At 60.1% G+C, this 19,316-nt stretch carries 17 protein-coding genes; 7 read left to right on the forward strand and 10 right to left on the reverse strand.

Annotated features, from left to right (window positions below):
• Positions 1-124: 124 nt before the first annotated feature.
• A complete protein-coding gene (locus AB0O97_RS12090; protein ID WP_363882835.1) occupies positions 125-1,783 on the reverse strand; it encodes a HAMP domain-containing sensor histidine kinase in 1,659 nt (552 codons plus the stop codon).
• Positions 1,773-2,144, reverse strand: a complete 372-nt coding sequence (locus tag AB0O97_RS12095; protein WP_363882838.1) for a response regulator — start codon at positions 2,142-2,144, stop codon at positions 1,773-1,775. The genes AB0O97_RS12090 and AB0O97_RS12095 overlap by 11 nt, the downstream gene beginning before the upstream one ends.
• Before the next feature lie 55 nt (positions 2,145-2,199).
• Between AB0O97_RS12095 and AB0O97_RS12100 the strand changes: the two genes are divergently transcribed.
• Positions 2,200-4,038: a glycosyltransferase family 2 protein gene (locus AB0O97_RS12100; protein WP_363882841.1), complete on the forward strand. Its 1,839-nt coding sequence runs from the start codon at positions 2,200-2,202 to the stop codon at positions 4,036-4,038.
• Between the two features lie 98 nt (positions 4,039-4,136).
• Here the strand turns inward: AB0O97_RS12100 and mfd are convergent, their stop codons facing one another.
• The gene (gene mfd, locus AB0O97_RS12105) at positions 4,137-7,799 is read right to left on the reverse strand and encodes a transcription-repair coupling factor (protein ID WP_363882844.1); all 3,663 of its coding nucleotides are present in this window, start codon (positions 7,797-7,799) and stop codon (positions 4,137-4,139) included.
• A gap of 178 nt (positions 7,800-7,977) precedes the next feature.
• Here mfd and AB0O97_RS12110 point away from each other — a divergent pair, with 178 nt between their 5' ends.
• Positions 7,978-8,478 carry a DUF2505 domain-containing protein gene (locus tag AB0O97_RS12110; protein WP_363882846.1) on the forward strand — a complete coding sequence of 167 codons (501 nt, stop codon included), beginning with the start codon at positions 7,978-7,980 and terminating at the stop codon, positions 8,476-8,478.
• Between the two features lie 444 nt (positions 8,479-8,922).
• Here the strand turns inward: AB0O97_RS12110 and AB0O97_RS12115 are convergent, their stop codons facing one another.
• The 6 genes from AB0O97_RS12115 to AB0O97_RS12140 are packed head-to-tail and all read right to left on the reverse strand — an operon-like array spanning position 8,923 to position 13,051.
• Complete coding sequence (locus AB0O97_RS12115; protein ID WP_363882849.1) at positions 8,923-9,999, reverse strand: hypothetical protein; 1,077 nt, start codon at positions 9,997-9,999, stop codon at positions 8,923-8,925.
• 1 nt (position 10,000) lies between these two features.
• Positions 10,001-10,579 (reverse strand): hypothetical protein, encoded by a 579-nt coding sequence (locus tag AB0O97_RS12120; protein WP_363882852.1) that lies wholly within the window; start codon positions 10,577-10,579, stop codon positions 10,001-10,003.
• The gene (locus AB0O97_RS12125; RefSeq protein WP_363882855.1) at positions 10,576-11,313 is read right to left on the reverse strand and encodes a hypothetical protein; all 738 of its coding nucleotides are present in this window, start codon (positions 11,311-11,313) and stop codon (positions 10,576-10,578) included. The genes AB0O97_RS12120 and AB0O97_RS12125 overlap by 4 nt, the downstream gene beginning before the upstream one ends.
• Positions 11,310-11,909: a signal peptidase I gene (locus AB0O97_RS12130; protein ID WP_363836794.1), complete on the reverse strand. Its 600-nt coding sequence runs from the start codon at positions 11,907-11,909 to the stop codon at positions 11,310-11,312. The genes AB0O97_RS12125 and AB0O97_RS12130 overlap by 4 nt, the downstream gene beginning before the upstream one ends.
• Positions 11,906-12,484, reverse strand: coding sequence for a hypothetical protein (locus AB0O97_RS12135; protein ID WP_363882858.1), 579 nt, complete (start codon positions 12,482-12,484; stop codon positions 11,906-11,908). Before AB0O97_RS12135 ends, AB0O97_RS12130 begins: the two co-directional genes overlap by 4 nt.
• A gap of 21 nt (positions 12,485-12,505) precedes the next feature.
• On the reverse strand, positions 12,506-13,051 hold the full coding sequence (locus AB0O97_RS12140; RefSeq protein ID WP_363882861.1) for an alternate-type signal peptide domain-containing protein: 546 nt from the start codon (positions 13,049-13,051) through the stop codon (positions 12,506-12,508).
• Positions 13,052-13,396: 345 nt separating this feature from the next.
• Here AB0O97_RS12140 and nhaA point away from each other — a divergent pair, with 345 nt between their 5' ends.
• From nhaA to AB0O97_RS12165, 5 genes are all read left to right on the forward strand, one after another.
• The gene (gene nhaA, locus AB0O97_RS12145; RefSeq protein WP_363836800.1) at positions 13,397-14,710 is read left to right on the forward strand and encodes a Na+/H+ antiporter NhaA; all 1,314 of its coding nucleotides are present in this window, start codon (positions 13,397-13,399) and stop codon (positions 14,708-14,710) included.
• A gap of 22 nt (positions 14,711-14,732) precedes the next feature.
• A complete protein-coding gene (locus tag AB0O97_RS12150) occupies positions 14,733-15,194 on the forward strand; it encodes a VanZ family protein (RefSeq protein WP_363882864.1) in 462 nt (153 codons plus the stop codon).
• 244 nt (positions 15,195-15,438) lie between these two features.
• Entirely contained in the window at positions 15,439-16,092 is a 654-nt protein-coding gene (locus AB0O97_RS12155) for a hypothetical protein (protein ID WP_363882867.1), read from the forward strand.
• A gap of 12 nt (positions 16,093-16,104) precedes the next feature.
• On the forward strand, positions 16,105-17,400 hold the full coding sequence (locus tag AB0O97_RS12160; RefSeq protein WP_363882870.1) for an MFS transporter: 1,296 nt from the start codon (positions 16,105-16,107) through the stop codon (positions 17,398-17,400).
• A complete protein-coding gene (locus AB0O97_RS12165) occupies positions 17,397-18,410 on the forward strand; it encodes a hypothetical protein (RefSeq protein ID WP_363882872.1) in 1,014 nt (337 codons plus the stop codon). The genes AB0O97_RS12160 and AB0O97_RS12165 overlap by 4 nt, the downstream gene beginning before the upstream one ends.
• On the opposite strand, the gene AB0O97_RS12170 is transcribed toward AB0O97_RS12165, so the two are convergent.
• The coding region (locus AB0O97_RS12170) for a DUF4082 domain-containing protein (RefSeq protein ID WP_363882875.1) at positions 18,407-19,316 on the reverse strand (910 nt) is incomplete at its 5' end. The genes AB0O97_RS12165 and AB0O97_RS12170 overlap by 4 nt on opposite strands.

Genomic DNA, 19,316 nt, shown 5'->3' on the forward strand with positions numbered 1-19,316 from the left:
GCGCAAGGCCGTGCTGCGGTTCAGTTGTTTAACAAGCACGACGCCGGGAAGCCTCACCTCTCACGACTGTCACCGCGTCCGCCAGCGCAGAGAGTTGGTCATCCTAATCCTCAACCGGGAAACCTCAGTGTGGAATGCTCAGCGTAAACGTGCTGCCTTCGCCCACAGTGCTCGCCACTGTCAAGACCCCGCCGTGAGCGTCCGCAATGGTCTTCGTGATGGCTAGCCCCAACCCCACGCCTGGAACTGCAGCCTGGCGAGCGGACTCACTACGGTAAAAGCGGGTAAACAGCTTCACCTGTTCCTCAGGGCTGATACCGAGCCCATCGTCACGCACTGACACGCTCAACCCGGTGGTTGTGGCCTTTCCGACGACTTCGACAACGCCGGGACTGGAGGCGAATTTCACTGCGTTGGAGATCAAATTATCTATCGCTTGCCCCATTCGGACGCGATCAAAGCTGCCCAGCATGTCCGATTCCACATCGAGGTGAATTCTCACGCTCCGCTGTTCGGCGCGGGGTCGAGCCGCGTCTACCGCCGAGACCAGAATGGCCTTTAAATCACCCACCTGAGGAGTGACCGTCATAGCGTCGCGCGCCGATCCCAATAGGTCGTTGACCAGTCTCAGTAGCCGTTCAGCATTCCGCGAGACTATCTTGAGATAGCTGGCGACAACGTCATCATCAAGATCATCGAGCACCAACTCCAGGTACCCCAGAATGGAGGTGAGCGGGGTCCTTAACTCGTGGGAAACACTGGCCACAAAGTCCTCCTGCGCAGCCACCGCCTCCATCACCTCGCTTACGTCATGGAACACCACAACTGCCCCTTGGCGGGCCCCGTACTCATCCACAATCTGGCGGGCCGAAGTAGACATGGCCCGCTGTCCGCTTCCCGACCCAATCCAGTAAAGTTCCCCCGAGTATTCCTCACCGTTGACCGCGCGTCGGACGGGCCTCTCCTCAGACGGGACACGTGTTAACCGGTCGGGACCAAAAACCAGCAGCTCAGCCTCCGACGGATCGGCCGCCGCGGCAGGCAGTGCCAGGGAATGGATGGCCTGTTGGTATTTGTTCATGAGCAGGTCGTGGCCTCCTCCGTCGACAACAACCACGCCAACCTCGGCCACGTTGATGATGCTATCCAGCTGGCTAGCCCTTAGCTGAGCCTCGCCGGTTGCTGCACTCAAGCGTTCGGCTTGCACTTGCAGACTCTTGGTGACGACGGTGGCGGCAGTAGCCAAGCCCAACATGATGATAGGAATCAGCAACGGTTTGATCAGGCCGGCACGGCTGGGTTCAACACCGCCGAACAGGAAAGGCGCCCACGCAATGGTCAAAGGACCCACAAAGGCTATGATCCGGGTGAATTTTGGCGGCATATCCGACCACGCCAACCACAAGACCGGAAAGACCGATAGCAGCGAAAGCCCACTCAACGATTGGTTGGCGCCGTGCACCATGGCCCCAATGGCTATGAAATCTGCCAACGGGATCACCCAGATGAACCAGTCAGGCAGAATCTTCCAGCGCAGCAGGGCCGCCGCCCCCACCAGCAGAAATACCCCGCCCAAGCCCAGAACAAACAGTACATTGGTTATCAAAGCCGGATCAATCAGCACCAAGAAGATAACAACGACCAGCGTCGTGATTGCCAGAGGTGCCTGACTCAGCAGGGCTCTATGGACCCGCGGCAAGCCAAAGAATTCTCTCTCCACCGTCCGACGCCAGCCATTGGGCTCCATGGTGGCCGTGTGATCGGCGGACAGATCAGCTGGCAAGGATGGCCACGAGTTCTTGTTTCAGCGATGCCGGTCGGAACGGCTTCAGCAGATAGCCGCTTGCTCCAGCTGCCATGGCCGCATCGATGTCGCCCTGCTGGCCGCGAGCGCTCAGCATGACCACAGTGCCTTCGTGGAAGGTGCGAAGTTCCCTCAGCACGCTCACACCATCGACATCTGGCAGTCCAATATCCAAGGTCACCAGGTCCGGGCTGAGGGCTTGTGCGCTGCTGAGTCCTGCAGTGCCGGTATCCACCGCAGTCACGGTGAATCCCATTTGCCCCAACACTATTTCCAGCAGGCCTCTAATGTCGTCGTCGTCTTCAATGACCAGTGCGTTTTTCCCCATGAAGTCCAGCATTTGCCCAGTATAGTGATAAATACCTTCACCCTCTGACGATCCCTAGGACTGCCCTGTGACACAAGCTTCACCCCCTGTCCGAGGTCTCGCCGATTCAGTGATCATGGTGATTCTGGCGGTGCTGTACGGCGCGGCAGCCTTTGTGGTTTTCTGCAGTTCCGGATTGTTCGGTAACTTTGGCGAGAACTCTTGGCGGGATACTGCACTGCTGGCGGTAACCTTGACGGCCTCGTGTGCGCTCACGTATATCTCCATGCTCTACTACGGTTATTGGCGCAGACGCCCCAACAGCACGGGCGACCCGGAAGCGCTCGAGTGGCATTTTCTTATCCCGTGCAGGGATGAGGAAAACGTTGTGGCGGCGACTATTTCATCGGCCCGCACCAGCTTTCCCTTTGCCCACGTTTGGGTCATTGACGACGCCAGCGAGGACGGCACAGCCGCCGTGGTTACCCGGGCAATGGCGTTTGATGACAAGGTGCATCTGATTTCCAGGGTTCGCCCAGAGGCCAGAATTGGAAAGGGTGAGGCTTTGAACTACGCCTTTTCGGTGGTCTCTGACTTTGTGGGAAATGAGCCCACACGCCGAGCTCAGACAGTCATCGGAATCCTCGACGCCGACGGCTATCTCTCCGACGACGCGCTGAAGTTCCTCGCCGGTCCCGAGTCTTTTGGTGATCCTGCGGTGGGAGCGGCCCAACTGGAAGTCTGGATGAAGAACCGCGATGACCGCCGTCCACTGCCGGAACGCGGGATGTTCGCGAATGTGGTGGCGCGGTACTTGATTCGGATGCAGGATCTGGAGTTCCGTGCCACCAACTCGGCCATGCAAGCGCTGCGCGTACGCACCGGCACTGTGGGCATGGGCGGCAACGGACAGTTCACCCGCATGTCGGTACTGGATCAGGTGGCCGAGAAATATGGCAAACCGTGGGGCAATAAGCTCGCTGAGGACTATGAATTGGGTTTGCGCATTCTGGGTTTGGGGTGGCGTAACCATTACGTGCCGGAGGGTCATGTTTCTCAGGAGGCGCTCCCGTTCACACAGCGCTTACTGACCCAGCGGACCCGTTGGGCCCAGGGCAATATGGAGTGTGCATCCTTGTTGCCGGAACTACGGCGCGCCAAGGCCCTGAAATTTTCGGGTGCGCTAGAAATCCACTACTTCATGGCTCAGCCGCTGATTATGATGGTCAACTTGGTGCTGGTACCAGTCCTTACGTACTTTGCCGTCATTGACGGGCGTTTTGGTCTCGCCACCGGTGCCGATGTAATGGTCCAGATTGCTGTGGCTGCGGTATTTTTGTTTATCCCCTATGCCAGCTGGGGAGTCCTCTACCGCGGCAAGACACGAGAGGAAGGCCGAGGATTTGGCGGCATCTTCTTGGGGATCGGTGCCCTGATTTATCTTTACGCCACGTATTTGTACTATCCCCGTGCCATGGCCCGTTTGCTGACCGGTCGCAATGCGTGGGCCAAGACAGCCAGAAACATGGATGGCAGAAATATGCCCGCCCTTGCCAGCATCTTCGATGTTCGCAGCCTGCCCGTCCTTGACCGTGCTGCGCTGGCGCAGCTGGCCACCGATCTGGGCAGCACACAATTGGCCACCAACTTCGCCAATGCCTTCGCCATGATGTGGCCGCGCCGGATGGCCCGGCTCGAAGAAGCTGTCGCCGCCGGAAACCATGAGCAGGCACGTGACGCTGCCGGAAGTATCCAAGTCTCCGCCGCGATGGTGGGCGCCGCACAATTGGAAGCCTCAGGAGCACAGATCCTGGCGGTAGCCCAGGCCGGGGACCCTGCAACAGCTCACGCAGCATTGGTTCAACTGCACCAGATAGGCGATGCCGCGCTCGATTCCCTCCGCGAGCTTCGGCTCGAAGCCGCCTAGCCGTTTTTATGCGCCGGACTCATGCTGGGTTTGGCGCGCGTGAACAAGATGCGCCGGGCTCACTTTCAATCAGGAGCATAAGAAAAGCTGGCAGCACGTTACTTCGCTGCCACCGTTTCCGGCGTCGTCTCGAAGATCGCCTCCAAGACCCCGGCAGCCCATTTGAGCACTTCAGCATCGGCCAGATCGCGTCCGCCAATCCGTGCAGTCTTCGGCTTCGGAATCAGAATCGCGTTCAGCGCAGGCTTTGCCATGGACCCCGGGTACATGCGGTTCAGACGCATCTCCTTGGATTCTGGCAGTTCAGCAGGAGCAAACTTGATGAAGTTGCCTTGCAGAGCAACGTCCGTCAGCCCTGCCGCCCGGGCCAGTACCTTGAAGTTGGCCACAGCCAGCAGGTTCACGGCCGCCGGCGGCAGCTCTCCGTACCGGTCAATAAGTTCAGCCTCTACCTCGGCAATGGCTTCAACAGTGACAGCAGCGGCCAGCTTCCGGTAGGCCTCAAGGCGCAGCCGCTCCCCCGGCACGTAGTCGTGCGGCAGGTGGGCGTTGACGGGCAGTTCAATCTTCATCTCGGCGGCCCGCTCTTCACCGTCGCCGCGGAAGTCGGCCACAGCCTCGCCCACCAGACGGATGTAGAGGTCAAAGCCAACACCTTGGATGTGGCCTGACTGTTCCCCACCCAGCAAGTTACCGGCGCCACGGATTTCAAGGTCCTTCATGGCCAACGCCATTCCGGCGCCGAGCTCGTTGTGTGCGGCTACGGCCTTGAGTCGTTCCAGCGCAACTTCACCCAGCGGCTTATCTGCCGGGTAGAGGAAGTATGCGTAGGCCCGCTCACGTCCACGTCCCACACGCCCACGCAACTGGTGGAGCTGGGACAGCCCATAGTTGTTGGCCTGCTCCACAATCAGCGTGTTGGCGTTGGAGATGTCTAGGCCGGTCTCAATGATGGTCGTGCACACCAGCACATCGAAGCGCTTCTCCCAGAAGTCCACGATGATCTGCTCCAGCCGGGACTCGGACATCTGCCCGTGTGCCACGGCCACACGGGCGTCGGGCACCAGCTGTTGGATGTGGGCGGCGGTGCGCTCAATTGATTTAACCCGGTTGTGCACATAAAACACCTGGCCCTCGCGCATGAGCTCGCGGCGAATGGCAGCACCCACCTGCTTATCACTATGTGCACCGACGTACGTCAGCACGGGGTGACGTTCTTCGGGAGGGGTGGCCAGCGTGGAGGTTTCTCGGATGCCGGTCATGGACATTTCCAAGGTTCGCGGAATGGGTGTGGCGCTCATTGCGAGGACATCCACGTTGGTGCGCATCTTCTTCAGAGCCTCCTTGTGCTCCACACCAAAACGCTGCTCCTCATCGACAATGACCAAGCCAAGGTCCTTGAAGGCGAAGTCCTTGGAGAGCAGGCGGTGCGTGCCGATGACAACGTCCACCGATCCAGTGCGCACGCCCTCCATGATCTCTTTGGACTCCTTCGCCGTTTGGAAGCGCGAAAGCGGCGCCACCCGAATCGGGAACCCGGAAAAACGCTCATTGAATGTCTCATAGTGCTGTTGCGCCAGCAGCGTGGTGGGCACCAAAACGGCAACTTGCTTCCCGTCCTGCACCGCCTTGAACGCCGCGCGAACAGCGATTTCGGTCTTGCCGTAGCCCACGTCTCCGGAGATGAGCCGGTCCATGGGGACTTCCTTCTCCATGTCAGCCTTGACCTCGTTGATCGCCACCAGCTGATCAGGGGTCTCGACGTACGGGAAGGCTTCTTCCAGCTCGGCCTGCCAGGGAGTGTCCGGCCCGAAGGCGTGCCCCCGCGAGGCCATGCGCGCCGAATACAGCCGGATCAGTTCTCCAGCAATTTCCTTGACGGCCTTGCGAGCCTTGGATTTGGTGGCCGCCCAGTCGGAGCCACCCATCTTGGACAATGCCGGAGCATCGCCGCCAACATACGCCGTCACTTGATCCAGCTGATCGGTGGGCACAAAAAGTCTGTCGCCCGGCGCACCACGCTTGGACGGCGCATATTCGAGCACCAGGTATTCGCGCAGGCCAGCAGCCCCGCCCACTCCGGCACCGGCTACCTTGCGCTGGATAAGCTCCACAAATTTGCCCACACCGTGCTGCTCGTGGACCACAAAGTCCCCGGCTTCAAGTTGCAGGGGGTCCACGGCATTGCGGCGCTTGGAGGGCATCTTGCGCATGTCTCGGGTGGAGACGGCGGAGGCCCGGCCCAGTAGATCTGCTTCCGTCAGCAAACCCAGCTTCAACGAATCCAGCACGAAGCCTCGCCCGGTATCCGCCGTGGTCACCTCGATGATGCCCGGCTGTGGTTCCTGGTCCAGTGCGTCAACGCGCGACGTCGGGATGTTGGCTTCGTGGAATAGCTCAGCGAGGCGTTGGGCCGGGCCGGGACCTTGGGTGGCTACAACGATCCGCCACTGATCTTTGACGCGCGAACCGATGAATTCGAGCATTTCTGCCACATCGCCACGGTAACCCCGGGGTTCCCGGGCTTGCAGGTTCAGCACATCAGTGGAAAGTTCCAGCTCTTCATCTTGAGCCAAGGAACTCAGCGACCACCAGGCAACGCCCAGTTCCAGGGCAGTCTCGCGAGTTTGCGCCAATGACTTAAACCCAGCCGAGGCCAGATCCACCCCGGCGGCTCCACCGCTGGCCTGAGACAGATCGAGCGGGGCGTTGCCGCCGTCGGACGCTGTGGACCAGGCGGCTTCCAAAAACTCTTCGTTGGTGGATTCAAGATCGTGCGCCCTGGCGCTGACTTTTTCGGGATCCAGCACCACGGCGATGGATGCGGCAGGCAACAAGGAGGCCAGCGGCACCATGCCGTCAACGAGGGCTGGCGCCAGGGATTCCATACCCTCCACAGCAATGCCGCCGGCAATCTTTTCCAACATTGCCGCCGCGCCAGGCATGGCGTCCTTGAGCTTTGCGGCCCGGCCCATCACCGTTGGGGTAATGAGGATTTCCCTGCAGGGGGGTGCGTAGAGTTCGTCCGGGTGGCTGACCGAGCCCTTGACGGATGTGAGTGTGCGCTGATCGGCGATGCTGAACCACCGCATGGAATCAACCTCGTCGCCGAAGAATTCTACACGGATCGGGTGGTTATCGGTGGGCGGGAAGACATCGATGATGCCACCGCGCACGGCGAATTCACCACGGTGGGTGACCATATCCACGCGCGCATATGCCGCGTCGGAGAGCGACTTGATGAGTTGGGCGAAGGGGATTTCCTCTCCGACTTTCACCCGCACTGGCACCAACTCGCCCAAGCCAGCCACCAGTGGCTGGACCACCGCGCGGATAGGTGCCACGATCACACGAAGGTGATCTCCGGCGTCGTGCTCGGGATGAGCCAGTCTGCGCAGCACGGAGAGGCGACGGCCCACGGTGTCCGAGCGCGGTGAGAGGCGTTCGTGTGGGAGTGTCTCCCAACTGGGGAACTCTGCCACCGCCGCGTCGGGCAGGTAGGAGCGCAGAGCGGCCACAGTGTCTTCGGCCTCGCGGCCCGTGGCGGTGACGGCGAGGACAACGCCCGGTCGGTCAGCGGAAGTGGCGAGGCTGGCGGACAAACCATCGGCGATCTCAGCCAGGAGCACCGCACGCATGCCTGCCGGTGCACTAAAGGCCACGTCGGTGCTGCGGGTGGCCGGTTTGGCGGCGGCGTAGCTGCGCACCCGGGCGAACAGTGGATCTTCTAAAAGCGCTGTTCGCAACCCTGCAAGACTCATGGGTGGTTTTCTCCTTGGTGCTTGACGGCAGAAACCGCAAAAATACGTTGTTGTGCGCGCTGAAGACAGCACGAAAGCCCAGAATCTGCGTGCGACTCCGGGACCTTGTCCAGCTTACTCGCCCGCTGCCTTGCTATCCTAGGAACTGCCCCAAACACCCCCTTATCTTGGAGGAACCATGGCGCTTGCCGCCTCAACAACTCTTACTGCCACCGCCCAGAGCGTGACAGATGTCTTTGCCAACGAAGATTTCATCAAGCATGTCAGCGAAACCGTGGGGGGCGAGCTGCAGTCCTTCACCATCAACGGGGCCACCACCGGCGCGTTCACCACCCAGACGGTGCGCACCCTGCCCACCACGCGCATGCCCGACATTGCCAAGAAGGTGCTCGGCGCAACCCTGACGGTGACCCAGGATGAGTCCTGGAGCGCCCCGGCGGCCGACGGTTCACGCACCAACACCATCAAGCTGACCGTGGCCAAGGCTCCGGTGGATGTTTCGGCCGTGCAGAAGCTGGTGGTCTCGGGCGAGTCGACAGTGGTTGAGCTGACAGGTGAGGTCAAGTCCAGCGTGCCGTTCTTGGGCGCGAAGATCGCCTCCGCCGCCGAGCCGGTTATTGGGCGGGCGCTGAACCTGCAGGCAACTCTGGCGCAGGAATGGTTGAACACGCACTCCTAGTTTTTCCAGGCACGACGGCGCCCGGCCCACCCGGGTGCCGTGAAACACAAGAGTGGCCTCAGTGGTGGCACCTGCGAATGACAGGAGCCGCCACCGGGGCCATTGCGCATATCACCAGCCGGGCTAGCACAGTGCAGCTTCTATGCCTTCTGTGATTGGCTCGATGCCCGCCAATGTGTTGATGACTTAGCCTGCTCCAGAAGGATCGTGGGGCGGAATTGGAAGCGAACTTGAGGGTGTCGTTGGTGACGTTTCGCTGGCAACGCTTGCAGTGGCTCCGGTATCTAGGTTCTCCGGTCGGGATGAGATCCCAAATTCACCTTCGAGTTCGCCCTGCAACGGCCCGGCCGTGCACATCTCGCAATCGGATTGGCGCGTCGAGCGTGCCAACAAGAAGAGATAGCGGAGAAATACCGCCCTCCCAAGTCTCCTTGTTGCTGACTCTTACTGAGTGCATTCAATCTTCGCCGATACCAGAAGATACGGCGCCATCTTGGCAATGTCACCATTTAGCACAGCCCCGGATTCCCAGCCCCCTGGATAAATCGCCACAACGCTCACGCCCACGGGTTTAGGCGCACCCAACAGGAAGTCCAAAAGGTTTCCCAGCGCGGCCACGAGGCCTCCCAAAAGTCCATTCGGGTCATCCAAAGACAATACCTGCGACGTTGTACTTGCAGGCACAGTAACGTCTTTGCTCTGACCTCCCGCCGTCACCTCGATCCGGTAGAGGTCCGCTGCCACAGGAGCGTTGCTCGGAGTCTGCCATTTGACGGTCACTGATCGGTTGCCACTCACGGCCTCCTGGCAGCTCAGCGCGCCCGCAGGAGGCATCTTTGACGCTGTCATACCCGAACTGGCAACTGCACTCCCTGTCCACGCCGCCTGCGTGGATTCCACCTTGGCCGCGACGCCCAGCGGAACGGCGACGGCAACTATCACGGAAATGGCGCCAATCCCCAGCCATGTCCGACGCCGGGTCCGCGGCTTGGTCACACTAGAGACTGGCTCGCCGTCCGCAGATTCTGTTCCGGGGACGGCGTCACGCCTGAAGAACGCTACGTATATCAGGTAGGCACAGAGCAATCCACCCAGCCCAAATAGCCAGGGCGACGAGAGCCAGCTCGCCACGTACCCCATCCCTGGGATGCTGAAAACCACCCGGTCAACGTTTGCTCCGGTATAGGGCTGCAGGTCCGCGATAGGGTTGGCGTCACCCTTCAGAGCCAGTCCGGTCGCGGGATCGTTGGCAACAACTCGGTGGGTGACGCGGACGCCGTCGGAGGTTACCACCGACACCACATCCCCAAGGGCGACCTCGGCAGCAGCTGCCGGAAAAGCCAGCGCCAAAGAGCCGGTGGGGATCGCTGGCCCCATGGAGCCGGATGAAAAGATCAACGGCTTGATGCCAAACACCACAGATGCTGCAGCCAATACCAAGCAGAGCGCACCAAGTACGGCGCCTACATTGAGCAGCCACCGTTCCAGCACCGTCTTTTGGGCCGCCATGGGAGATTTCATGTCAGGACGACACCCCCACGGTTGCCGTGAACCTCAGGGTGATGGTGGTCGACTTTCCCTGGAGCGTGGTGGGTGCATTGGTGAGCAGTGAATATTCCACACACAGTGTCTGCGCTTCGCCAGCTGCTAACGACGCCTGAGTAGTCGGCTCATCAAATTCCGAGCCTGCATCCTTCTGCAAGAGCACACCCTCTTCACAACTGGCACCGTTGGCAATTTGCACAGCCATGGCCGCACCCCAGCCCTCACCGTTTTCGTCCGCAATCGCCCCGGAGACCTTGTACCGTGCCGCCAATGTTCCAGTATTTTTTACCGTGATCATGGTGGTCTTGCTCAAACCGGGATACCAGTTCGTCCCCATATCGAACGTATAGCGTTCCTCTACTGTCGGCCCCGTGGCACCCACCCCGATAGCGACCGTGCCAGCACCAATCGTGGACGTTGCGGTGGCTCCCCCGGTCCAGGAAGCCAAAGTAGACACTGCCCCAAAACCGGCCAGGAGCCCCAATGACAGCAGCGCCTTCACCTGATTGCCGCTACGGGCCCCTCTCACGGCATCCGTACTCCGCCGGGTCTTCATGATCCACTGCTTTCAAATGATCCAGTTCCTTCATGAACGGCGGTCACGGGGTGGCGGTTGCGCCGGCGGGCACCGGCGTACGCACCCACCCCGGCGAGGATTGCGGCAACGGACAGCGGCCAGATCCCAGTCATGCCACCCGTATGACCGAGTTCTACATGCTGTGTCGCAGTTTCCGGTGAGGATGCAGCTTCACTGATGTTGACCTGCAAATTTACCGGCCAAGCCTGACCCTGGCTGGTATTGCCCGCTGTTTCCGGCAACGTCAGCCGGACGAGTACGGTTCCGCTGGCGCCCGGGTCCAAAGTCACAACGGTGGACGGCTCCACCTCAACAGGCGCCTGTCCCACTGGGACGGAAACATGTTGCTCCGCAGCGCCTGGTCCGCCGGCGGTAAGGACGGGCGCGCCAACCACGACGTCCACGGCGACGTCGTAGTCGTTGCGCACCCACAGTTTTTCCTCGACGCTTTCACCCGGCACGAGCTTGGGGGTGTTTTCAAAGATTGCGGGAACAGTCTGTGAATAGCCCACACCGTCAGCGCTGTAGGCAAGCCGGACTGCTGAGCTGCCCCTGTCAGGAGACAGCCCGGCAGGCGCCCCCTGAGCCACTTCGGAGGGTGGATCCGCCAGCGCAAAGGCGGGTGCCGCCGTCGTACTTAAGACTGCAACGACTACAACAGCCAAGACAGCCCTGCGTCCCGTTCCATGATGCTGAGCGATGAGTGAGGTCATGATTTCGGGTTCCTTCCGAGTCGATCACGCAGGGCGCTGGCGGCCATAAATGCGGAGTAACCCAGCAGCCCTGCCACCGCGGCGATGGTCAGCCACTGACGTTGCGAGCCGCTCAGCGCCGAATTGAGGTAACCCAGCAGAGGCGCCTTGTACCAAAGACTGCCCCGGATCTGCTCAGCCTGAATGGGCGGGTCGTTGGCCGTGTTGGCGTCCCCGCGGGCCGTGAGCCTCAGTTCTCCGTCAAGTGTGTGCCCCACACCCACCACACGGTGGGTCACGACGGCGGGTTCACCCGACTTCAGTTGATACGTGATGACATCGCCGGTGCGCAGCGTGGTCGGGTCCACGGGTCGCACCACGGCTAGGCTGCCCGGCGGCATGCCCGGCTCCATGGACCCGGTTAACACCGTGTAGGCAGTGGCCCCGCCGATCCGCGGAATGACAATCATGACGGCGGCAATGGCAAGGATTGTGAGCAGCAGAAACCATGATGCGATTTGTCCGAACCACCACAAGGGGCCGGTCTTCTCCACGCGTTCAGCTCTGCGGCCCTTCGCCGGCTTTGTTTCGAGGGGTTGCTCAACGCCGGTGCTCACAGCTGGTCACCTCGCCAGCCCAGTTGCAGTTCGATGGAGCCACCAGCCGCTATCGGTTCCACTTTCTCCGGCAACGCGACACGCACACACAGTGTTTCTGTAGCGTCTGGCGCCAGTTCTCTGCCTTGAGCAAATGCTGCACCAGCCGACAATGACCCTTGGTACAGCTCCACCCCAGCACTTGGGGAATCCGCCGTACAAACCGCAGCTTCCGCTGTGACATGGATGGATAGGACGACGGCGCCAGCCAGTTCCGTATCCGCCGCACTTGGCACTGTGGTCACCGAGTGCGCCCCAGCCAGGGTGTAAGTCAACGCTGTGGTTCCGGTGTTGCTAATGGTCAGAGGTGCCTGGACGAATCCTCCCGGCGCCAGGACAGAAGTGTTGAGGGAAGAAAACCCAAAGTTTTGTTCGTTTGTGACACCGTCACCCGCAGCTAGGGACAAAGTCCCCGTCGTGATGGCGCCCGGTTCTAGCTGCGCCTCGGCACGCCAAAGCGCGGCCGTGCCTTGGGCGCTGGCAAACAGCACCACAAACACGGCCGCAGCAAGGGCGGTGACGAGGATCTTGCGCATGTAGGACTAAGGCGTCGTCGGTTAGCGGACCTGGTTCAACGTCAAGGTCAGAGCGCCCAGATCAACTGGGGTTTTCATGGTACCCACGGCAGAGTCTGAGAAAGTCACCGTCACCGTCACCGGAACGGTGTATTCATCTTCCGCGGCGAAAGTAATCACGCCGGTACCCTCGTCCTGCGACACGCCAATGGCAGAATCATCCACGGCAAGAGCAACTGTCACCTCGGCAGGAAGAACTGTCCCACCAGTCAGTCCGGTTTCGCTGAGCAACGCTTTCAAGTTCTTGCCGGATGCACCGATAATAACATTCTGCTTGAACGTGAGGACGTCACCGGGAACCATTCGGTCCGTGAGGGGATTAAATGCAGCGTTTTCTGGCTCCACCCCCTCGCTCGTCTCGGTCCAGACTCCCTCTGCGGCGTCAGTTGTCATTGTCAGATGACCCGTTGTGACCGTCCCCGCGTTGACGTTTGCGTCAGCGTTCCACAATGCCAAGGTCCCGACTCCCCCAAGAAGCAATGCACCTGCGGCTCCAGCAGCTACAGCTGCCTTCATAACTTTTTTCATGAAGAGTTCCTATTCGAAAAGAATCATGCCCCCATTAGGCAGTCCTTTCAGCCAAACCCATAAGCGACACGAAGACCAACTTCGAAACGGCTAAACTTTCGACCCCAATCAGCTAAGTTCTCTGGCCAATGGGCTAGTGATCTTTCACGTAGGGCACCACGGTTCGCTCAACAATCATGTTGTTATGGGTACCGTCGGATACCACCCAGCAAAGCTGTAAACTAGTGATCAGGTGCGCCGGGAAGTCTGGTCGGCAATGCCATTGCTAACCCCAAAAGCTCGCGCAGTTTGTCGCAGTATGTATTGCGTCGGCGCTTTTGCACCACTGAAAGGGCCATCCAGCCCATGAGCTCCAACTCAACACCCCGCATTTTTGGTCGCGGAAGCTACCCCGAATTTGTGCGCATCAACAATATTCTCCGCTCCGAAACCGTGGGCGGCGCCCTGCTTCTAGCGGCAACGGTGATCGCCCTCGTCTGGGCAAACTCACCCATCGCGGAAAGCTACTTCAACCTCCGCGACTTCAAGATCGGCCCCGAGGCCCTCCATCTCAACCTTAGTCTGGGCGGCTGGGCGTCTGACGGCCTTCTGGCCATCTTCTTCTTCGTTGCCGGTCTGGAACTCAAACGTGAATTTGTGGCAGGCGATCTGCGCAATCCGGCGCGGGCAATCGTCCCCATCACCGCAGCGGTGGGTGGTGTGATTATCCCGGCGCTTTTCTTTGTAGCCGTCAACTGGACTGCTGGCCCGGAAGTCCTCAAAGGCTGGGCCATTCCCACAGCCACGGATATAGCCTTCGCCTTGGCGGTTCTGGCCGTGATCAGTACCCATCTACCAACGGCATTGCGCACCTTCCTACTGACACTTGCCGTCGTTGACGATCTCATCGCCATCGCTATCATCGCCGTCTTCTACCCCGGCGAGATGAACTTTGGGTTCCTAGCTTTGGCAATCCTGCCCTTGCTCGCGTTCACGTGGCTGGTTCAGAAACGGATCAGGTCCTGGTATCTGCTGATCCCTTTGGCGTTTGCCACCTGGGCTTTGATTCACGCGTCGGGCGTCCACGCCACGGTCGCTGGCGTACTCCTCGGTTTCACTGTCCCTGTGATCCGCTCAGCAAAGCGGGGAGGGCCAGATGCTGGTCCGGGAATGGCCGAGCACTTTGAACACCTCATGCGTCCCATTTCTGCCGGTCTTGCAGTGCCCCTCTTTGCTTTCTTCTCCGCTGGTGTTGCTTTGGGTGGGATCGCCGGGCTGAAGTCTGCGTTCACAGATACCGTGGCAGTGGGCATTGTCGTTGCCTTGATTTTCGGCAAGTTCATAGGAGTTCTTGGCGCTACCTGGCTCGTTACCAAGACCACCAAGGCCAAGCTCGCTGACGGGCTGGCTTGGATCGATGTTGTGGGGCTTGCACTCCTGGCGGGTGTCGGCTTCACAGTCTCCTTGCTGATCAGCGAACTCAGCTTTGGTGACGACAGCCCGCACTACAGCCACGCAAAGGTCGCCATTCTGGCTGGCTCCTTGACCGCGGCACTGTTGGCCACTGTGGTGCTTCGCTTGAGGAATAAGCACTACAGGAAGCTGGCCGTCATCGAGAATCGCGATGACGATGGTGACGGTATCCCTGATGTCTACCAACAGGGCACAGACGAGCAGTAGTTTCCCGTTTAGACTGACCCTTGTGAGAACCACCAGCCACAAGATCGCCGTCGTTCTGGCAATCGTCTACTTTGCCGCTTTGGCAGGCATCCTGTTTTGGCCGTCTCCCGTGGACAGGCCCATTGATGGTGCTCTGACGCACGTCATCATGTGGCTACACAGCCACGGTCTGCCGCAATGGTTCATCGGCTACCGCAAAATTGAATTTGCCGCCAATATTCTGCTGTTTATCCCCTTCGGAATCATCCTGACGCTGCGCCTGCACCGCCGACTCTGGTGGCTTTCAGTGGTGATTGCTGCGGCCATCTCCGGAGCTGTAGAGCTAGCCCAAGGCATCTTCTTGCCCGAACGGGTTCCAGCGTGGAGCGATATTGTCGCCAACACCTCCGGAGCGTTCATAGGAACCATGCTGGTGCTGATCGTTTGGTCCCTGCGGAGCCGCCGAGTTCGAAGCCTCGCCCCACGAGCGGCGCACAGATCCTGACATGCAGCTATGTGACCATCTCTGATTCTCACCACCCCAGTATTGCGAAACCATTAAGTTGTTTGCATTAGTCTGGAGCTGCTAAGGCTACCGGGCTAGTCTGAGACGGTATGGCGACCGCGCATTGCCAGGTCGTCCTATTCATGATCGGGATCAGAAAAACAGACTCGAGAAAACGATGAAACCACGTGTTTTAGTAATTTCCGGTTTAAGTTTGGCAGTGGTCATCGTAGCGTTTGCGGTGATGCTTAACTTATGGACCACTCCGGCTACTTCACCTCAAGCTGCCGATGCGACAAGCACCCAGTCTCCCAGCGTGCTGCCTGCCACTCCGCTTCCTTCTGCCTCGGCGCTCGCTCCGAGCTCCAAGGTCAGCAAAGCTGCTCCTCCCGTCTCTGCCAAACCGTCAGTGATCCCGTCCGTCAACCCTAAAGCTCCCGCTGCAGTTCCGGACCCTCAACGCCCCCTTGAAGTGGCACCCCCTGCCCAGAAGTCCACCAGCGCGGCCTTGCCAAAATCGCGAGTCGACGGCCCGCTGGTCAAGTCGCCGCTCCCTGCTGAGGGAAGCGCCAACGGGAAAATCGTTACAGGATTTCCCACTGACGTCATTGAGGCAGCACCGGCTTCAGCACTGAAGAGCAGTTCGGTGAGTCCACAGGGAACCATTCTTCAAGTGAGCCTGGTGGCCCACAGCACGGCGGAACCATTAGCTGTCATGCAGTTCTACCAGAAGCAGTTTGCACAATTGGGCCTAGGCGCCGCTCAAGCGCCGGCAAGCGACGGATCATCCGCCATGTGGTTTACTCGGGGTACGGACAAAATCACCGTGACGACCACACCGCGTCAAGACGGCGGTACGGAGTACAGCGTCTTTGGCATTTTGCATGCAGAGAGCTAGGGACGCCACTTCATGTATCTTTCATTTTCGGACCGCCGTGGCGGCAAAGACGACACGGTGAGTCGCACCACAACGCCGTTCAAGATCTCTCCCATCATCATCTCGCTGGGACTAGTGAGTCTTTTCACCGACATTTCATCCGAGTCTGTCAACGCGATCCTCCCTCTCTACATCACGGGCGCACTGGGCCTCTCCATGGTGGCCTACGGATTCCTGGACGGTATCTACCAGGGGATTAGTGCCATTGTCCGTATCGGCGCAGGTTGGACAGCGGACCGCGCTGACCATCACAAACTGGTCGCTTTTTTGGGCTACGGACTCTCAGCGGTTTCGCGTGCCGGGCTGCTGGTAGCTACCGGATTTGGTGCCGTAACCTCCATTATTGCTGTGGACCGGATCGGCAAGGGCATCAGGACCGGCCCGCGCGACGCGATGATCACCGAAGCTGCCCAGCCTGAGCATCTGGCAAGATCCTTCGGGGTCCACAGAATGCTGGATACCGTAGGCGCGACCATTGGGCCACTGTTGGCGTTCGCGGTGCTGCTTGCCATCCCGAACGGCTACCACGCCGTGTTTGTGGCTTCCTTGGCCTGCGGTGTCATTGGGCTGGCAGTTTTGGGCATCATTGTTCCGGCCCGCAAACGGCGTGCCGAGATCTTGGCCCAGTCGGCACCGGCCAGCCCTCAACCAGTTGTGGCTGAGACCGCCCGCCGGCTTCCGTTCCGCTGGGCTGACTTGAACAACGTGGGCATGCGCCGCCTTTTACTCGTGGCAGCCATTTTCGGGCTGGTGACCATCGGTGACGGGTTCATATACCTGGTGCTCCAGAGCCGGGCATCGTTTGCCACCCAATGGTTCCCGCTGCTCTATGTAGGAACAAACGTGGCCTACCTAGTTCTTGCCATTCCGTTGGGCCGCCTCGCTGACCGGTGGGGACGGATGCGGCTGTTCATTGTGGGGCACGGAGCATTGCTAGCCGCCTACCTGTGTGCAGCACTGCCCTCCACAGGCGCAGCGGCAACGCTGACATGTCTGCTGCTGTTAGGCGTCTTTTATGCCGCAACAGACGGGGTACTCGCCGCCTTGGCCGGTCAATTCTCCACTCCGGCAAGCCGGGCAAGCGGGATCGCGGCCGCTCAAACAGTGGTTGCCTTGTCCCGACTGCTGGCATCGGTTGGCTTCGGTGTGTTGTGGTTTGCGCTGGGACGCGAACACGCTATTCTGCTGGCCGCCGTAGCACTGGCCGTGGCCATACCGCTTTCGGTGATGCTGGTACGCGGAATTAGACTGTCCCAGGTCACCGAGTGACGTCCCGCGCGCGCTGGGCGTGGCTTCTGGTGATCACGGCGTTGAGTCTGGCCCTAGCCGTTGGCTACGGAGTGTGGTCCTTTGTCCAATATCAGCAGCGGCAGGCGGCGCCGTCGTCAGTGTCTGTGGAGTCCGGGGTCATAGATTCCGCAGTACCTCACGTGGTCTTTCGAAACACTGCAGCCGGCGCCGGCTACGGCCATGTGGCTGCCGTGCCCCTGGAGAACCCGGCGGGCCCGCGCCAGGTAACGGACGCAGTGTGCGACCGAGTGTACTCATCCGGGGGCACCAATGCCTGTCTGCGGACCAACGCGGGCATTGCAACCACCTTCGAGGCTGCCGTCTACACCGCCGATTGGACGGAAGAGAGATCGTGGCCGCTGCCCGGTATACCCAGCCGCACCCGGGTCTCCCCCGACGGCACCCTGGTTGCATCAACCGCATTCGTGACCGGGCATTCCTATGCGCCGTCCGGATTTTCCACTGCGACGGTCATTGCCAAGGCCACAGGCGGCGATTTTGGCAACCTGGAAGACTTCACTTTGATCATTGATGGGCGCCCCATTGCTCCCGTTGACAGGAACTTGTGGGGCGTCACCTTCGGCTCTGACGACAACACGTTTTACGCCACGGCGGCCAGCGGCAACAAAACGTGGCTGGTTCGTGGGGACCTTGCCGAGAGGACCTTGACCTCCCTTCTGCAAACTGCGGAGTGCCCGTCAATTTCCCCTGACGGCACACGCATTGCGTACAAGAAGAACACTGTCCAGGGGCCCGCGCCCCATTGGAACATTGCCGTACTGGATCTGGCCACTAAGAAAGAAACTATCCTGTCGGAATCACGCAGCGTGGATGATCAGGTGGAATGGCTGAACAACACCACGCTGCTCTACGGCCTGCCACGGAGCGGTACAGTTGGCGACAGTGATGTCTGGTCTATCGCTGCCGCCGCCAATGCGGCTCCCGCCTTGTTCATTGAACATGCTTGGTCGCCGTCTGTTGTCCGCTAAGGTGTTGTGGGAACGGTGAAGACGAGGTCAACAAAGTAGTTTGTGGCGTTCCAGCTATTGCTCGGCATGCCACCGCTACTCCCGTAGAAGTACCGGCCATTGCTGCCCGCATCCACTGACAAGGGTCCGTGGCTGAACGGTGTTGCAAAGAAGGCGCTGGTAGATGAATAGTTACCATTCGGCGCGAAGTACGACACCGTGTAGGTGGTTCCAGCGGTTAGTTGCAGCGGCGTCGTCAGAGTAGCGCTCTGCCAGCCACTGGCCGTCTCCCCCGTGAAGGCAACCGTTGCCAGTCTGACACCTGCAGCGTTCCAAATGGATCCAGTATGCGCCCCGGTATTACCGGCCCCCTTGAAGAACCTGATGGCTGTCACGGACCCAGCTACTGATGGGGTGAATGCCACACCCAGTTCAATAGCCGCTGAATCATCGGTATTTGATGCCGTATCAGGCACCAAAGCGCCGAACATGGAGTAGTTGCTTGGCGTTGCCGAACCGTCAGCGGTGCTAAATTGCCAGCTAACGTCTGCCAGCGTGGCCCCTTGAGTGGAAATGAGCTGTCCCAGCACCACGGAAATCGTGGCGCCAGCGGGAAGCGGAGCGGCCGGGGTGAAGGTGAGCGTCTTGCCATCCGTTGAGAGCACGGCCGTCCCGGCCAAAACCGTGGCCCCGTTCTTCACTACCACCGTGTAACCGGAGGCCAAGGACGTTGAGAACGTGGCCTTTACGGCAGCACTGACGGATTGGTCGCTTGCCCCGGATACCGGCGTTCTACTGATCACCGTCAGCGGCGCCGCTGCAGCTTGGAACATCACGTCGACGAGGTAGCTGGCCGAGGACCCATGCACCGGATAGTTAGACCCATAGGCATACACCGCAGACCCAGCCGAGACATGCAACGGCCCA

Origin of the sequence: Specibacter sp. NPDC078692, assembly GCF_040686835.1 — a bacterium.
In the GTDB taxonomy this organism is placed as follows: domain Bacteria; phylum Actinomycetota; class Actinomycetes; order Actinomycetales; family Micrococcaceae; genus Specibacter.

Coding starts and splice junctions, on each gene's coding strand:
- AB0O97_RS12095 (WP_363882838.1), bottom strand. CDS start 2,144: ATGCTGGACTTCATGGGGAAAAACGCACTGGTCATTGAAGACGACGAC.
- mfd (WP_363882844.1), bottom strand. CDS start 7,799: ATGAGTCTTGCAGGGTTGCGAACAGCGCTTTTAGAAGATCCACTGTTC.
- AB0O97_RS12110 (WP_363882846.1), top strand. CDS start 7,978: ATGGCGCTTGCCGCCTCAACAACTCTTACTGCCACCGCCCAGAGCGTG.
- AB0O97_RS12115 (WP_363882849.1), bottom strand. CDS start 9,999: ATGAAATCTCCCATGGCGGCCCAAAAGACGGTGCTGGAACGGTGGCTG.
- AB0O97_RS12120 (WP_363882852.1), bottom strand. CDS start 10,579: ATGAAGACCCGGCGGAGTACGGATGCCGTGAGAGGGGCCCGTAGCGGC.
- AB0O97_RS12125 (WP_363882855.1), bottom strand. CDS start 11,313: ATGACCTCACTCATCGCTCAGCATCATGGAACGGGACGCAGGGCTGTC.
- AB0O97_RS12135 (WP_363882858.1), bottom strand. CDS start 12,484: ATGCGCAAGATCCTCGTCACCGCCCTTGCTGCGGCCGTGTTTGTGGTG.
- AB0O97_RS12140 (WP_363882861.1), bottom strand. CDS start 13,051: ATGAAAAAAGTTATGAAGGCAGCTGTAGCTGCTGGAGCCGCAGGTGCA.
- nhaA (WP_363836800.1), top strand. CDS start 13,397: ATGAGCTCCAACTCAACACCCCGCATTTTTGGTCGCGGAAGCTACCCC.
- AB0O97_RS12155 (WP_363882867.1), top strand. CDS start 15,439: ATGCTTAACTTATGGACCACTCCGGCTACTTCACCTCAAGCTGCCGAT.
- AB0O97_RS12160 (WP_363882870.1), top strand. CDS start 16,105: ATGTATCTTTCATTTTCGGACCGCCGTGGCGGCAAAGACGACACGGTG.